This window comes from Pseudomonas azerbaijanorientalis (assembly GCF_019139795.1).
Lineage (GTDB): Bacteria > Pseudomonadota > Gammaproteobacteria > Pseudomonadales > Pseudomonadaceae > Aquipseudomonas > Aquipseudomonas laurylsulfatiphila.
This window is the reverse complement of the sequence record NZ_CP077078.1, coordinates 399,932-414,418: the sequence shown is the minus strand read 5'-3', so window position 1 is coordinate 414,418 and position 14,487 is coordinate 399,932. Positions and strand designations below refer to the sequence as shown.

Here is a 14,487-nt window from a genome sequence, read left to right as displayed (position 1 = left end):
TGGATATAACCCTTTGAGTACACCGTAAATCCCTGTGGGAGCGAGCTTGCTCGCGATGGCGATTTGTCAGTCACCATCACTGTTGAATGTGCCGGCCTCATCGCGAGCAAGCTCGCTCCCACAGGGGTTGTGGTTCAGGCTACCAGATGCCGCTGGGCCCACCCGCGTACCTCGGCGTACGGATAATCTTCCAGCGTCGCAAATCCGGGAATCGTCCGTGCCTTGAGTTTGGTGAACAGCGGCACGCTGATCCCGCACAGAAACCGCGTCACGCGTTCAGCCGAAGGCACGTTGCCCGTGTGCTGCTCGTGCCTGTGGATAAAGTCGCCACACAACGCCTCGAAATTTTTATCCACAAGCGCCGGCAACTCCGGTGGTGCCGGTAGCCGCACCACTTGCCCATGACACACCGAACAATGTCCGCATTGCTGCGGAGCATTGTGGTCGCCGAAATACTCGGCCAGGCGATGGCCCAGACAACGGTCGGTGGCGAACAGATCCAGCATCGCGTGAATCCGCGCGATCTCGGTGTGTTCATGCCGAGTGAAATAACGGTGCAGCTCTTCGCTCAACGCGGTGCTGTCGAACCCGCTTTGCAGCACGCTGTAGACCTCGGTCATCTGCTTGCTTTCGAGCTCCACCCAACCCTTCTCCTGGAAGTAGTCCAGCGCCTTCACTACTCGACTGCGCTCGGCCTGATGCTGCTCGTGCAACGCCTCGAAACTCACCGTGGCCCAGGTCCTGGCGCGGCTGGAGGTCTGGATGATCGCAGCGACAAAATCCCTGCGCTCGCCTTCAAAACGCGCCAACAGTGCCTCGGGCTCCTCCAGATACTTGAAACGATACTCGGCGTAGTAGGCGTAACGCGGTGCGATCAACCCGCGCAGTTCGAGTTGCACCAGCAAGGTCTTGAGCGGCAATTGGCGAATATTGCTCTGATCCGCCAACGGCCCCAGCAGAAACTCCCACTGCCCCTCGGGTGCTGCGGCAAGCATCTCGTCCAGCACGCAACGAATGCCATCGAGCTCGGGGGTGTCGCCGTAGACGAAGTTCTCCAGCACGTTGAGGCTGTCGCGGTTGGCCAACACCAGGCAGTCCGACGGCTGCCCGTCACGCCCGGCGCGACCGATTTCCTGGCTGTAGTTTTCGATGGATTTGGGCAGGTCGAAATGCACCACATTGCGGATGTCGCTTTTGTCGATGCCCATGCCGAAAGCGATGGTGGCGACGATGCAATTGGACTGCCCGCCCATGAAGCGACGCTGGATCGCTTCCCGTTGTTCATGAGGCAACCCGGCGTGATAGGCCTCGGCCTGAATGCCGTTGCGGTTCAGGTGTTCGGCGATGTGCTCGGCGGTTTTCTGCAAGGTGACATAGACGATGCTGGGCTGGTCCGCACGCTGGCTCATCCACTCGACGAGGCGTCTGCGCTTGTCCGCTCCACGAACCGGCTCCACCAGCAAATTGAGGTTCGGGCGATAAAAACCGGTGGTCACCACATCGTCGGCGGCGATGGCGAATTTCGCCTGCATGTCGGCGATGACCCTGGGCGTCGCCGTTGCGGTCAGCAGCAGCACCTGGGGGATATTGAACTGGCGTTGATAGTCGGGAAGCTTGAGGTAGTCCGGGCGAAAGTTGTGCCCCCATTCGGAGATGCAATGCGCCTCGTCCACCACCAGCAGCGAGATCGGTACTTGCTGCAGAAAATGCCGGAAGCGTTCGTTCTTCAGGCGTTCCACCGAGATCATCAGAATCTTCAATTCGCCGGATTTTGCCCGAGCCATGACATCGCTGGCGTCATCGCGGCTCTGGGCCGAATCGATACTGCCCGCCGAGATGCCGTGGCGTTGCAGGAACGCCAGTTGATCCTGCATCAACGCCAGCAACGGCGAGACCACCAGCGTCAGGTGCGGCAGCAACAGCGCCGGCAATTGGTAGCAAAGGGATTTGCCGGAACCGGTGGGGAAAATCGCCGCCGCCGAACGCCCGGCCAGCACGGCACTGACGGCCGCCTCCTGACCGGGTCGAAACTGTGGATAACCGAAAACCTGTTCCAGGGTGTTGTGCATAAGCTGTCACTCCGTTGACCGCTGCGGAGTCAAAAGCCTAGCCGGCGATTGCAGCGAGTCGAGAAAAGGTCGGGGGCGAAAACGATACGGGATGATACAGCGTCCCAACAAACCGATCCCTGGCCATAGGTTGAAACACAGGAGGCACTTTGCCCACTGATCTCGGCCTTACATCAGCCGGTATGGTTTACCGCCATCAACTTCCGCCAGGTATCCATCATGCAGGAAGCCTGAGATAGCGGATCTTTATCAAGGAACAACCATGTCCCCACACCACTTTTTTCCGCTTGCCTGCACCCTCGCACTCCCCCTTCTTTTGAACGGATGCCTGACCGTCCCGGAGCAGCCTTCCCTGGACACAGCAGCATTTGAAACGCCGGAGTATCAGGCCCAAAAAGGTCTGGCGATTGTCAACGCATCAAGCCTTTATGCCCGCGGCGGCACCGGCCAGGGTGTGGCTGTCGCGCTGATCGATTCGGGTCTGAACAGCAGCCTGTCGGAGTTTCGAGGAAGGCTGCGCGATCCGGGTTTTGACTATGTGGAGAATCAGGTCGGCACTTTTGATCGGGTCGGCCACGGCACCCAGATGGCCGGCATCCTCGCAGCCAACAAGGATGATCAGGGCATGCACGGCGTCGCGTTCAACGCACAGCTGATCCCCTATCGCTTCGGCGACGATAACGAACCCTTTTTCTTCGACGGTGAAATCGCTCAGTCCTGGCAAGCAGGTTTCGACAAGGGCGCGCGCATTCTCAACAACTCGTGGGCCAACGCCATTCCTGCGACCGAAATCAACGAGGCGCGTTACAAGCAAGTCATGCCGCAATCACTGGTGACCGCGCGCAAACTGGTTGAGGACGGCGCCGTATTTGTTTTCCCTACCGGCAATGAACTGAAACGAGAACCCTTGGCTGAACCCGGCTTGCCTGTCGCCATACCCGAACTGGAAAAAGGCTGGATCGCGGTGGTTGCGTTGAAAAACGACGGCAGCGCCATCAATGCCAAATCCAACTATTGTGGCGTGGCGGCAGCCTGGTGCATTGCTGTACCGGGTGGCGACTCCGGTGCAGGGCAAGGCCTGCTGACCACCAACAAGGATGGCACCTACACCCAGACGGCTGGCACCTCGCCTGCTGCCGCGCTGGTCAGCGGAGCATTGGCGGCACTGCAAAGTCGTTACCCCGAGCTTACTGCGCAGCAAGTGCGCGAGCGTCTGCTGGCGACGGCGAACCGGACTGGCATCTATGCCAACAGTGAAGCGTACGGTAGAGGCTTGATGGATCTGGAAGCAGCCTCGCGCCAAGCGCCAAAGGTCATGACCGAGTAAGTCTGTATGGGTCGTTCGGCAGCGTCGAGATAACCTCGCCAGTCTGAACCACCCACATGACTCAGACCCCTTGTGGAAGCGGGCTTGCTTGGGAAGAGGCCAGCACAGCCACTGTAAAACTCGAAACACCCGACATTGTCCGAGGCACCCTCTACCGAGATTTACTGCGAAGCGACTGAGAATGCTGTAGGCATTTTTACCTCTCGCCATTTCACGTTGAAAACCCAGCAACAACCTGTAGTCCCCTTCCTCCAAATATGACAAAACCCTTACAAAGCGTGTCGACCTCAGCCGTCTTGTCCCCCAACGCCATACCCTCCTATAGTTTCCTGCGCGGCTGAAAACAGTGTCTCGGCCTGCCGGGAACACTTGCCGATTTCGCAAAGGACGCACTCAATGAAAAACCGCGACTCACTGACAGCCCGCTACCACCCGCTAAAGACCCGCTACAGCGAAACCCCGGTGCTGGTCATCGATACCGAGGCCGATCCCTACGAGATCCTCGACGCCGCCCGACAACGCATCCGCGCCGCCAGCGACCTGCTCGAAACCCTTTATTGCACCTGCTTCAAACAGGCCGAAGCAAGCGACATCCCCAATATCGTCAGTGCCCTGTACCTGCTGACCCAGGACGGCAACGACCTGCTCGACATCGCCCGCCAGCGCTTGCCGAAACACGTTGCTTGCCCCACCACAACTCCCTGTGGGAGCGGGCTTGCTCGCGAAAAACGATAACGCGGTCCCGTTGAGGCCATATGAATGCAAGAAAATTCGCTGTGGATATCTCCGTCAGCAACGACCTATGAAAGCTTCGGCAAGGTCCTACAAAACAAGGCACCTTGTCGGCTATCGATGACCAGTCACTCAATCCTATAGTCCGGGCTGTCGCTGCCAAATCAGCGACTCGGGCTTGGTCACCCGAATTAGATCTACGTACTCACCCGTTGTATGCTGCCGACGCTTTTTTGTGTCTGCACGCTATATGGTGGCTGTGTTTGGGATGCCTTCGGGCATACCGGTTCTGTGCGTAGATCTCACCGGTTGACCAACCCGAACACAGTCGCCTCCCATCGTTTGGTCACGATGATGGCGGTCCTTTCTGACACATCTGAGATTGCACATCATGAATAAATGGAATCCGTTCACCAACGAACGCTATCTACCGCTCCAAACCAACCTCACCGATTCCCCGCCTCTGATCATCGACACAGAAGCCAACCCCCAAGACATCCTCGAAGCCGCCCTCCAACGCATCCGGGCGTCCAGCGAGCTGCTGCAAACCCTGCACTGCCAATGCTTCAAACACGGCGACCTCGAAGACATCCCGCACATCACCCACGCCCTCTACCTGCTGACCCAGGACGGCTGCGACCTGCTCAAAGTCGCCCAGCAACGAATGCTCAACTGGAAAGCCCCGGTCTGACGTTGCGTGAAGATCAGTCCCCATGTTCTGCATGGGAACGATCAAAACGACAAAATCTGATCCAACGGACAAAAAGCATGGAAAGCCGTCATCGAGCGCAGGAGATAACCATGAGCAAGTTTTTTAATGAGCTAATGGAAAGCGTGCAACAGATGAACGAGATCCTGCGGGATGAACGTCAGCCTTCCCCGCGACCTGAAACATTGAACCCAGGAACGATCAAGTCAGTCGCTCCTTCCTCTCGCGATCGGCAATCAATAAGATCCGCCCAAGCCCAACCGGACACCCCGCAATGAACCTCGCCCCCAACTTCCCGGACGACCACGCCATGCAACTGCTCATGCAGTTGCTGCACGAAGAACTCGGTCTGCCCGAACGCAAAACCATTAGCCTCAACACCTCGATCAACTTTGATCTGGGCTGCGATGGCGCTGATGCTCGGCACCTGATGGAAGTATTGGAAGAACAGTTCGCCATCGACTTCGTCGACTACGATGCCTATCGCTACTTCCAGCCTGAAGGTTTTGATGTGTTTCTCAAGCGACGGGCGAAGGGGCGTGGCGACAAGGTTCCACTGACTATCGAAATGCTTTACCAAGCGGTAAAAGCGCAACGTTGGGATACGCGAAAGCTGGAAGGGATCGGTTGAACGCGTAAGTGTCACTATTCTGGCCGTTTGAAGCCTATTCAGCTGGAATAATGGTAGCTGCGCCTCACATCCTCCGACTCGCACCCACAAAAATGTATGGTCAGCCCGTCTCCTGCAACCTCTTTGGCTGTTTTCGGTAAAGCTGGCTTGCGCTAATGTATTCGGGCTCGTTGTGAGCGTTGCTGTAACAACGCTCGGCCCTCGATGAGTAGCCGCTCCCGACTGTCCTGAAAAAACCGTCAGCCTCTAAAGCTGATTTTTGTGCCAGGTTCTCAGTCGGGCCATATGCCGTTTACTGTCATCAGTCAGTGACGTCGCAAAAGCCGGTGGTAAAGCTGTAGGTTCAAACGTTCGGATGTGGGGCGTACTGGCCGCCTTTGGCCAGTACCGCCCACACGATTCGCGCCAGTTTGTTCGCCAGCGCGCAGGCGACAACATTGGCGTGTCGACGCGTTAGCAGTTCTCGAACCCAAGGCCCAAGGGCATCTTCCCGCTTATCGATATGCTGCATGAGGGCCCGCGCGCCCTGCACCAGCAGTTGGCGTATGTGCTTGTCGCCACGTTTGCTGATCCCCTGCAGCACCGTCTTGCCACCCGTTGAGTACTGTTTCGGCACCAGCCCTAGTGAAGCGGCAAAATCACGACCACTTCGATAGTTCGACGTATCGCCCACATCGGCCAATACCGCGCTGGCGGTGATGGGACCAATACCTGGAATACTCTGCAGACGACTCCCGGCATCATCTTCTTTCAACTGCTGTTTCAGGTCGGACTCGATGTCCTTGATTTCATCATTGAGCTGTTGAATTTGACGATGAAGACGCATCACCACACCCTTCAGGCGTACTGGAACGGGGTGTTGTGGATCGTCCAGCAGCGCTGGCACGCGGTGCAACGCAGCGACTCCAATAGGCAGGCTGATCCCGAACTCCAGCAGAAAGCCATGAATCTGGTTGGTCGCCACTGTGCGATGGCCAATCAATGATTCACGGACCCGATGCAGGGCTGAAAGCGTTTGCTGCTCTGCGGTTTTGATCGAGCAGAAGCGCATGGCGGGGCGGCTCGCCGCCTCGCAAATCGCTTCGGCATCAATGAAGTCGTTTTTGTTGCCTTTGACGAATGGTTTGACGTACTGCGGAGCGATCAGCTTCACCTCGTGGCCCAACGCACCGATCTGTCGAGCCAGCCAGTGGGCGCCGCCGCACGACTCCATCACCACCGTGCAGGCCGGTAGCTGGGCCAATGTACTGAGCAATTGGCCGCGGTTGGTTTTTTTGCGCAAGACCTGGTGGCCTTTAGAGTCCTGGCCATGCAAGTGGAAACTGTGTTTGCCGATGTCGATACCGAGAAGCGTCATCGTGTTCATGAGAGATCCTCCGGCCGAAAACGAGAAAAGCCCTGCAAGCGTAAACCTGCAGGGCTTCTCGGTCAGGCTGACCATCTCATTAAGCCGCCCCGAAGGGCGGCTTTTTCGTTAGCTCAATCCAACACTTACAACTTCGGACCCGCAGCCTTGATCGCGTCGCTCACTTCGAACTTCTTGAAGTTCTCGATGAACAGGCCGGCCAGTGCTTTGGCGGCTTCGTCGTAGGATGGCTTGTCGGCCCAGGTGTTGCGTGGGTTCAGCAGGCCAGTCTCAACGCCCGGTACGGCCACTGGCACGTCGAGGTTGATGGTGTCCAGGTGCTCGGTCTCGGTGCCGATCAGCGCGCCGCTCTGGATCGCTGCGATCACGGCACGGGTGGTCGGGATGTTGAAGCGCTTGCCGACGCCGTAGCCACCACCGGTCCAGCCAGTGTTGACCAGATAGACCTTGGAGCCGAAGCCGCGGATGCGCTTGATCAGCAGCTCAGCGTATTCGCCAGCCGGACGCGGGAAGAACGGTGCGCCGAAGCAGGTGGAGAAGGTCGACTTGATGCCGCTGCCCGAACCCATTTCAGTCGAGCCCACCAGTGCGGTGTAGCCGGACAGGAAGTGGTAGGCCGCTTGCTCTTCATTGAGGATCGACACTGGAGGCAGTACGCCGGTCAGGTCGCAGGTCAGGAAGATCACAGCGTTCGGCTCGCCACCGAGGTTCTTCTCGGAGCGCTTGGCAACGTGCTCCAGCGGGTAGGCGGCGCGGCTGTTCTGGGTCAGGCTGACATCGGCGTAGTCGGCGTGCTTGGCATCGTCGATAACGACGTTTTCCAGTACCGCGCCGTGCTTGATGGCTTTCCAGATAACCGGCTCGTTCTTCTCGGACAGGTCGATGCACTTGGCATAGCAACCGCCTTCGATGTTGAACACCACGCCTTCGCCCCAGCCGTGTTCGTCGTCACCGATCAGGTAACGGCTTTCGTCGGCGGACAGGGTGGTCTTGCCGGTGCCCGACAGACCGAAGAACAGGGTCACATCGCCCTCTTCGCCGATGTTGGCGGCGCAGTGCATTGGCAGTACGTCGGCAGCCGGCAGCAGGAAGTTCTGCACCGAGAACATGGCTTTCTTCATCTCACCGGCGTAACGCATGCCGGCGATCAGCACTTTCTTCTGTGCGAAGTTGATGATCACGCAGCCGTCGGAGTTGGTGCCGTCACGCTCTGGCACGCATTCGAAGTTGGCAACGTTGAGGACCTGCCACTCGTCACGACCCGCCGGGTTGTACTGAGCCGGGTTGATGAACAGGCAACGGCCGAACAGGTTCTGCCAGGCAGTCTGGGTGGTCATCTTCACGGCCAGGTAGTGCTCGGAAGCCGCACCTACATGCACGTGGGAAACGAAATGCTCTTGCGCGTTGTTGAAAGCTTCAACACGGTCCCACAGGGCGTCGAACTTGTCGGCCGGGAACTTGCGGTTGATCGGGCCCCAGGCGATGGCGCCCGTGGTGCTCGGCTCATCAACGATGAAACGATCGACTGGCGAACGGCCGGTACGGTGACCGGTACGAACAACCAGTGCGCCGGTATCGGCAAGCTCGCCTTCACCGCGATTGAGGGCTTCTTTAACCAGATCATCAACACTCAGATCGGTGTACACGGCATTGTTGGCTTGCGTCATGAGGTTCCCCGTCGGCCAGTGGCCGAGTGCTCCAAACGTTTTTGTAGTAGAAAGTCGTGCACTACTACCGCGAAAAAAGTGGGCCGGATTATGCCAGAAAAGCCCAAAAAAAGTAGGCCCCTCCTGTCGTAACGGCGTTAATCCGGCGGTAGCCAGTGAATTTACCTGCGCTGAACCGTTTTAGTGACGGGTATCTGACGGCGTCTCGACACCCGCGCCGGCGAACAATTGGGTGACATCGGCGGCATCGAACAGGTAGCGCTGGTTACAGAATTGGCAATCGATTTCGATGTTGCCACCGTGTTCGACCACCAATTGCTGCGCATCTTCCACACCCAGACTGACCAGCGCATTGGCCGAACGTTCGCGCGAGCAGCTGCAGCGGAAGCGCAACTTCTGTACATCGAACAGGCGCACCTGCTCGTCGTGGTACAAGCGATGCAACACGGTTTCGTTGTCCAGGCCCAGCAGTTCATCGGCAGTCAGCGTGCCGCCCAGGGTGGTGAGGTGCTGCCAGCTGGCGGCGCGCTCGTCTTCGTCCTTCAACCGGTCGGCAGGCAGCTGTTGCAGCAGCAGGCCACGGGCGCGACGGCCGTCGGCGTACAGCCAGAAACGCGTGCCGACTTGCTGGGACATGACGAAATAGTTGGTGAAGCATTCCGACAGGGTGGCGCCATCGAGGTCGACGATGCCCTGGTAACGCTGGCCCTGAGTCGGGTCGATGGTCAATGCCAGCACGCCGTCCGGCATCAGGTCGGCCAGGGTCGCGTCAGGTTTGATACGGTCTGCTTCGTAACGGGCCAGGCCACGGATCTCGCGCTCGCTGGAGCACTCGATCATCAGCAGCGGGATCGGGCCTTCGGAGCGGGCTTGCAGAATCAGCAAGCCATCGAACTTCATCGCGCCGACCAGCAACGATGCGGCCGCCATCAGCTCGCCGAGCAGTTGCGCGACCGGCTGCGGGTAGGCGTGTTTGGCCAGGACTTCGGCGTAGCTGAGCTCCAGCGAGACCAGCTCGCCACGGGTGTCGCTGTCATCGAAGATGAAGCGTTGGGTGAAGTCGTTATCCGGTAGGTCAGTCATAAGTCTGGGTATCTGAAGTGGTGACAAAAGTGATTACAGAATTCGAGGTCGCGCCTTGGCCATAGCGCCTTGCTGTCTGGTTATGGCTTACAGGCGGGCGATTGTGTGCGCTTTACGACGAATGGCACTGCCAATGGCTCATTTAGGGTAGGCGAGTTACCCCATATGGCTACGCGCAAGCACAATTACAAGTCTTTGCCTGTTTGAGTGATCGACGGAACCGGTCAATCATTCGTTGCTGCTGCCACGAAACTTGAACAGATCCCGTCGCTGTTTCTTGCTCGGCTTGCCCTCGGTGCTCACGCCCAGAGCGCCTGCCTTGCGCTCGGCGGCGGCGTTTTCGCGCTTGGCGATACTGGCTTCCGTTTCGGTGTACAGCATCTGTGCCTCCGGTGCACCACGGCGAACGATCGACAACGCCTGAACCACCACCGTGCGCTCCTCGAAACCGGTGCGGATCACAAACTCGTCACCGACCCGTGGCTCTTTACCCGGCTTGCAGCGTTCGCCCCGGCAGTGCACCTTGCCGCTTTCAATCGCCGCCTTGGCCAGCGCGCGGGTCTTGTAGAATCGTGCAGCCCACAACCATTTATCGAGGCGGACTTTGTCGTCCTCTTCGCTTTTTTGTGCCATGGAATTTCCTCATTCTGAAATATTGGTGAACTGTACTACCGTTTCTGACGTACCAAGAATTTCACCGGCTCGGATTACAATACCGACATTCCATAACCTCCTTGCGAGGCTGGAAATCCGGGCCGTAGATATCTGTCGCCTTTTAATCATTATTCTGCGTGAATACCGCGAATCCGGCCGCGTGCGGCCCGAGCGGTTTCTACCGGTTGAGCACTTTTGAAGACATTTGACCATTTGACCGTTGTCGGTCTGCGCGAGTGGGTGGCGCTCCCGGATTTGGGAGTCGCCGGCCTTCGGGCAAAAATCGACACCGGTGCCAGCACCTCAAGCCTCCACGCCACCGACATCGAGCTGTTCGAGCGCGATGGTGAGCAGTGGGTGCGCTTTACCGCCCACCTGGGTTCCGTCGTACAACTTCGCCACCGACGCTGCGAAGCACCGCTGGTGACGATGAAAACCATTAAAAGCTCAAACGGTCACGCGCAGGTGCGATACGTGATCAGCACCACCCTGGCCCTCGGTGATCGGGTCTGGCGGGTCGAGTTCACGCTCGCCTGCCGCAAATCCATGCGTTATCGCCTGCTGCTCGGCTCCAAAGCCCTGATCCACGGCCAGTTGGTGGTCAATCCGGGCATCAAGTATGTACAAGACAAGCCGGTGTTCCCGGTATCTACCTCCTCCACAGGTGTTGCATGAAGATCGCTGTGCTGTCGCGGAACCCGCGTCTGTATTCCACCCGCCGCCTGGTTGAAGCCGGTACTGAACGCGGCCATGAAATGGTGGTGGTCGACACCCTGCGCGCCTACATGAACATCGCCAGCCACAAGCCGCAGATCCACTACCGCGGCAAGCCGCTGGAAGGTTTCGATGCAGTGATTCCACGGATCGGTGCGTCCGTGACTTTTTATGGCTGCGCCGTGCTGCGCCAGTTCGAAATGATGGGGGTGTTCCCGCTCAACGAATCGGTGGCCATTGCCCGCTCACGGGACAAGCTGCGTTCGCTGCAATTGCTGTCCCGTCGCGGGATCGGCTTGCCGGTGACCGGCTTTGCCCACTCCCCCGATGACATTCCCGACCTGATCGAAATGGTCAACGGCGCGCCGCTGGTGATCAAGGTGCTGGAAGGCACCCAAGGCATCGGCGTGGTGCTGTGCGAAACCGCGACCGCCGCTGAATCGGTGATCGAGGCGTTCATGGGCCTCAAGCAGAACATCATGGTCCAGGAGTACATCAAGGAAGCCGGTGGTGCAGACATTCGCTGCTTCGTCGTCGGAGACAAGGTGATTGCGGCGATGAAGCGCCAGGCCAAACCCGGCGAGTTTCGCTCCAACCTGCATCGCGGCGGCAGCGCGAGCCTGATCAAGATCACGCCGGAAGAGCGCATGACGGCGTTGCGTGCAGCCAAGGTCATGGGGCTGGCGGTGGCGGGTGTGGACATCCTGCGCTCCAATCACGGGCCGCTGGTGATGGAAGTGAACTCGTCGCCGGGGCTGGAAGGGATCGAGACCACCACTGGCAAGAATGTGGCGGGGATCATCATTGAGCATCTGGAGAAGAATGGCGGGCCGAATATGACGCGGACCAAGGGTAAGGGTTAACCCTGTTTTTTGTGGCGGCTGGGAGGCCGCCTTCGCGGGCAAGCCCACTCCCACAGGGTTTTGGGTTGATAGCGATATTTCGGCTAGCCAAAATCACTGTGGGAGCGGCGGTGCGGCGATCCGACTTGCCCGCGAAGGGGCCATCAGCCCCACTGAAAAAATCAGGTTTTAAACCGCATCCCTCGGCAACATCAACCCCAACGGCAAGCGCACCCGCGCTTCCAGTCCACCGCCCGAACGGTTACGCAGTTCAACATTCCCACCATGCATCGAAGCAATCCGCTTCACGATCGCCAGCCCCAACCCGGTGCCCTTCCCGCCCCTGGCACGGTCACCACGGGTGAACGGGTTGAAGATTGCTTCCAGCTCCGACGGATCGATCCCGGCACCGCGGTCCATGACGCTCAGCACCACGTATGGTGCACTCACATCCCCAGACACATACGCCGCCACCTCCACACCGCTGCCGGCATGATGCAACGCATTGCCAATCAAGTTGTTCAGCAGTCGCTTCATCGACACACGACGCAACGGAAACGGCTGAATCGGCTCCAGGCGCAGCCGCACTTTCTCTTCATTCTGGTTATAGGGCGCCGCGACTTCGCGGACCAGGTCGCTCAGGTCAACCTCCTCCACCGACTCATCACGCCCGTCGCGAATGAACGCCAGGAACTGATCGAGAATCGCGTCCATGTCTTCGATATCGCGCACCATGTCGTCAGTCAGGTCGGTGCGATCGCCCATCAACTCCAGGGACAGACGCAAGCGGGTCAAGGGCGTGCGCAAATCATGGGAAACCCCGGCCAGCATCAGCTCACGCTCGCGACCGGCCTGCTCGACGTCTTCGGCCATCTGGTTGAAGGCGCGGTAAACCTCGGTCATCTCACTGGGCGTATCGCTGATTGGCAGGCGCACGCTGCGACCCTGACCGAGTTGCCGCGCGGCATACACCAGACGTTTCAAGGGCTGATTGAGTTGGCTGACGAAGATCCAGGCCGAAGCAGTGGAAAGCAGACCAATAGCAAGGAACCAGCCCAGTACATTCCAGATTTTCTGGCCGCGCAACGGATGGGGATACAGCGGTACTTTCAGCCAACCATCGCCCAGACTTGGCGCCCGAACCCACAGCGCCGGTGGCGAATGCATGCGCAGCCGGACTTCAGTGTCGGCACCCAGCTCCGCCTGCATCTGCCGCTGGTAGATCTCGCTGTAAGGCCAGTGTTGTTCGCCTTGGGGCACACCGGCACCCACCACCCGGATCAGGGTCGCGGCCTCGGCGATCTTGTCGCGGTTTTCTTCATCGGCAGCCCAATAGGCGCGCAACGTCAGGGCGACACCGTGGCTGTACTGGCGGTCCACCAGCACATCTTCGTTCATCAGCAGATAAACCAGGGTCAGCGCCTTGGAGAAGAGAACGACGATGAGCACCAGCCAAAGGGTGCGGGAGAAGAAGCTCTGGGGGAACCAAACGGGGGTTTTCATGGATAACCGTTAAACACTTGCAGGAAAGAGCGATGCTCGCATATTGCGGTTTGCGAGTCTGCGGACAGGATCGATTGATCCGGTGTCCGCATGACCCGCTCCTACACATCGCCAATCACTTGGTGGCGGTACCATCCGGAACAAACACATAACCCACGCCCCAGACAGTCTGGATGTAACGCGGTTTGGACGGATCGGGTTCGATCATCCGGCGCAGACGGGAAATTTGTACATCGATGGAACGCTCCAGGGCATCCCACTCGCGGCCACGGGCCAGGTTCATCAGTTTGTCGCGGGTCAGCGGCTGACGCGCGTTCATCACCAGGGCCTTGAGTACCGCGAACTCACCGGTGGTGAGCATATGCACTTCTTCGCCGCGCTTGAGCTCGCGGGTGGCCAGGGACAACTCGTAGTCACCGAAGGTCACGCTTTCGTCTTCGCTGCCCGGGGCACCTGGCACCGGAGCCGACTGGCGACGCAGTACCGCCTTGACGCGAGCCATCAGCTCATCCGGGTTGAACGGCTTGGCCAGGTAATCGTCGGCGCCCAGTTCCAGGCCCTTGATGCGGCTCAGCTCGTCGCCCTTGGCAGTGAGCATGATGATTGGAATCTGGTTGTTCGCGTTGCGCAGGCGGCGGCAGGCGGTCAGACCGTCTTCGCCGGGCAACATCAGGTCGAGGACGACCAGGTTGAACACTTCGCGTGCCAGCAGGCGATCCATTTGCTCGGTGTTCGGTACGGCGCGGGCGCGGTAGCCCTTGCTGACGAAAAAACGTTCCAGCAGGCTGCTCAGCCCCGGATCGTCGTCAACGATAAGAATTTTCTCGCCTTCAGCAGTTTGTGCAGTGCTGCTCATTGGATGCTCCTTTGATCTCGGCGCGCATTATGGCGTAGCTGCCGTTATACGCACCGTGTGCATTGTTAGCAGATTTTTCCTTTAGCGCCAGAAAACCGGCCATTGCACCGGCAACCCGTGATGCCCCCGAACGACAGAACGCTGGTTATAATGCGCGGCCTTTTGTGTCAGGCAACATCAGACAGGTACTACAGACAGACGCCACTTATTTTCATGGCGTCGGCAGTAATTGTTCGATTTCACGGGTCAACGGGATACCTTTTGATCCAGGTAGCGGCGCAGGCCAGGCCGCTCAACCAGACTCGCCGAGCCCTTATCCTTGAGCCTGCGAGCC

Annotated in this window: 14 protein-coding genes; 7 read left to right on the top strand and 7 right to left on the bottom strand. The window is 58.8% G+C overall.

Annotation, left to right across the window (positions count from 1 at the left end; all coding sequences use genetic code 11):
* Positions 1–134: 134 nt before the first annotated feature.
* The gene (locus tag KSS91_RS01850; protein WP_217836883.1) at positions 135–2,069 is read right to left on the bottom strand and encodes a RecQ family ATP-dependent DNA helicase; all 1,935 of its coding nucleotides are present in this window, start codon (positions 2,067–2,069) and stop codon (positions 135–137) included.
* 262 nt (positions 2,070–2,331) lie between these two features.
* Between KSS91_RS01850 and KSS91_RS01845 the strand changes: the two genes are divergently transcribed.
* The 5 genes from KSS91_RS01845 (at position 2,332) to KSS91_RS01825 (ending at position 5,468) form a co-directional block, all read left to right on the top strand.
* Positions 2,332–3,396, top strand: a complete 1,065-nt coding sequence (locus tag KSS91_RS01845) for a S8 family peptidase (RefSeq protein WP_217836882.1) — start codon at positions 2,332–2,334, stop codon at positions 3,394–3,396.
* Positions 3,397–3,792: 396 nt separating this feature from the next.
* Positions 3,793–4,131 carry a hypothetical protein gene (locus KSS91_RS01840; RefSeq protein ID WP_126048631.1) on the top strand — a complete coding sequence of 113 codons (339 nt, stop codon included), beginning with the start codon at positions 3,793–3,795 and terminating at the stop codon, positions 4,129–4,131.
* Positions 4,132–4,519: 388 nt separating this feature from the next.
* Positions 4,520–4,819, top strand: a complete 300-nt coding sequence (locus KSS91_RS01835) for a hypothetical protein (protein WP_217836881.1) — start codon at positions 4,520–4,522, stop codon at positions 4,817–4,819.
* 110 nt (positions 4,820–4,929) lie between these two features.
* Positions 4,930–5,115 (top strand): hypothetical protein, encoded by a 186-nt coding sequence (locus tag KSS91_RS01830; RefSeq protein ID WP_217838484.1) that lies wholly within the window; start codon positions 4,930–4,932, stop codon positions 5,113–5,115.
* Positions 5,112–5,468: a DUF1493 family protein gene (locus KSS91_RS01825; protein ID WP_217836880.1), complete on the top strand. Its 357-nt coding sequence runs from the start codon at positions 5,112–5,114 to the stop codon at positions 5,466–5,468. Before KSS91_RS01830 ends, KSS91_RS01825 begins: the two co-directional genes overlap by 4 nt.
* A gap of 343 nt (positions 5,469–5,811) precedes the next feature.
* On the opposite strand, the gene KSS91_RS01820 is transcribed toward KSS91_RS01825, so the two are convergent.
* The 4 genes from KSS91_RS01820 to KSS91_RS01805 form a co-directional block, all read right to left on the bottom strand.
* The gene (locus KSS91_RS01820) at positions 5,812–6,834 is read right to left on the bottom strand and encodes an IS110 family RNA-guided transposase (protein ID WP_217838352.1); all 1,023 of its coding nucleotides are present in this window, start codon (positions 6,832–6,834) and stop codon (positions 5,812–5,814) included.
* A gap of 125 nt (positions 6,835–6,959) precedes the next feature.
* A complete protein-coding gene (locus KSS91_RS01815; RefSeq protein ID WP_015093023.1) occupies positions 6,960–8,501 on the bottom strand; it encodes a phosphoenolpyruvate carboxykinase in 1,542 nt (513 codons plus the stop codon).
* A 180-nt stretch (positions 8,502–8,681) separates the two neighbouring features.
* Positions 8,682–9,584 carry an Hsp33 family molecular chaperone HslO gene (hslO, locus tag KSS91_RS01810; protein WP_217836879.1) on the bottom strand — a complete coding sequence of 301 codons (903 nt, stop codon included), beginning with the start codon at positions 9,582–9,584 and terminating at the stop codon, positions 8,682–8,684.
* Positions 9,585–9,812: 228 nt separating this feature from the next.
* Positions 9,813–10,217 carry an RNA-binding S4 domain-containing protein gene (locus KSS91_RS01805; RefSeq protein ID WP_217836878.1) on the bottom strand — a complete coding sequence of 135 codons (405 nt, stop codon included), beginning with the start codon at positions 10,215–10,217 and terminating at the stop codon, positions 9,813–9,815.
* Positions 10,218–10,433: 216 nt separating this feature from the next.
* On the opposite strand from KSS91_RS01805, the gene rimB reads away from it, so the two are divergent.
* Positions 10,434–10,913, top strand: a complete 480-nt coding sequence (rimB, locus tag KSS91_RS01800; RefSeq protein ID WP_007972870.1) for a retropepsin-like aspartic endopeptidase RimB — start codon at positions 10,434–10,436, stop codon at positions 10,911–10,913.
* The gene (gene rimK, locus KSS91_RS01795) at positions 10,910–11,815 is read left to right on the top strand and encodes a 30S ribosomal protein S6--L-glutamate ligase (RefSeq protein WP_007972871.1); all 906 of its coding nucleotides are present in this window, start codon (positions 10,910–10,912) and stop codon (positions 11,813–11,815) included. Before rimB ends, rimK begins: the two co-directional genes overlap by 4 nt.
* A gap of 168 nt (positions 11,816–11,983) precedes the next feature.
* On the opposite strand, the gene KSS91_RS01790 is transcribed toward rimK, so the two are convergent.
* Together KSS91_RS01790 and ompR are read right to left on the bottom strand one after the other, a co-directional pair.
* Positions 11,984–13,297 (bottom strand): ATP-binding protein, encoded by a 1,314-nt coding sequence (locus KSS91_RS01790; RefSeq protein ID WP_126052807.1) that lies wholly within the window; start codon positions 13,295–13,297, stop codon positions 11,984–11,986.
* A gap of 115 nt (positions 13,298–13,412) precedes the next feature.
* Positions 13,413–14,153: an osmolarity response regulator transcription factor OmpR gene (ompR, locus tag KSS91_RS01785; RefSeq protein ID WP_007972873.1), complete on the bottom strand. Its 741-nt coding sequence runs from the start codon at positions 14,151–14,153 to the stop codon at positions 13,413–13,415.
* Positions 14,154–14,487: the final 334 nt, after the last annotated feature.

What these genes read in the sequence shown, in the direction of transcription:
- hslO (WP_217836879.1), bottom strand. Translation starts at nt 9,584, where the DNA reads ATGACTGACCTACCGGATAACGACTTCACCCAACGCTTCATCTTCGAT.
- KSS91_RS01815 (WP_015093023.1), bottom strand. Translation starts at nt 8,501, where the DNA reads ATGACGCAAGCCAACAATGCCGTGTACACCGATCTGAGTGTTGATGAT.
- ompR (WP_007972873.1), bottom strand. Translation starts at nt 14,153, where the DNA reads ATGAGCAGCACTGCACAAACTGCTGAAGGCGAGAAAATTCTTATCGTT.
- KSS91_RS01790 (WP_126052807.1), bottom strand. Translation starts at nt 13,297, where the DNA reads ATGAAAACCCCCGTTTGGTTCCCCCAGAGCTTCTTCTCCCGCACCCTT.
- KSS91_RS01830 (WP_217838484.1), top strand. Translation starts at nt 4,930, where the DNA reads ATGAGCAAGTTTTTTAATGAGCTAATGGAAAGCGTGCAACAGATGAAC.
- KSS91_RS01845 (WP_217836882.1), top strand. Translation starts at nt 2,332, where the DNA reads ATGTCCCCACACCACTTTTTTCCGCTTGCCTGCACCCTCGCACTCCCC.
- rimK (WP_007972871.1), top strand. Translation starts at nt 10,910, where the DNA reads ATGAAGATCGCTGTGCTGTCGCGGAACCCGCGTCTGTATTCCACCCGC.
- KSS91_RS01825 (WP_217836880.1), top strand. Translation starts at nt 5,112, where the DNA reads ATGAACCTCGCCCCCAACTTCCCGGACGACCACGCCATGCAACTGCTC.
- KSS91_RS01805 (WP_217836878.1), bottom strand. Translation starts at nt 10,217, where the DNA reads ATGGCACAAAAAAGCGAAGAGGACGACAAAGTCCGCCTCGATAAATGG.
- KSS91_RS01850 (WP_217836883.1), bottom strand. Translation starts at nt 2,069, where the DNA reads ATGCACAACACCCTGGAACAGGTTTTCGGTTATCCACAGTTTCGACCC.
- KSS91_RS01835 (WP_217836881.1), top strand. Translation starts at nt 4,520, where the DNA reads ATGAATAAATGGAATCCGTTCACCAACGAACGCTATCTACCGCTCCAA.
- KSS91_RS01840 (WP_126048631.1), top strand. Translation starts at nt 3,793, where the DNA reads ATGAAAAACCGCGACTCACTGACAGCCCGCTACCACCCGCTAAAGACC.
- KSS91_RS01820 (WP_217838352.1), bottom strand. Translation starts at nt 6,834, where the DNA reads ATGAACACGATGACGCTTCTCGGTATCGACATCGGCAAACACAGTTTC.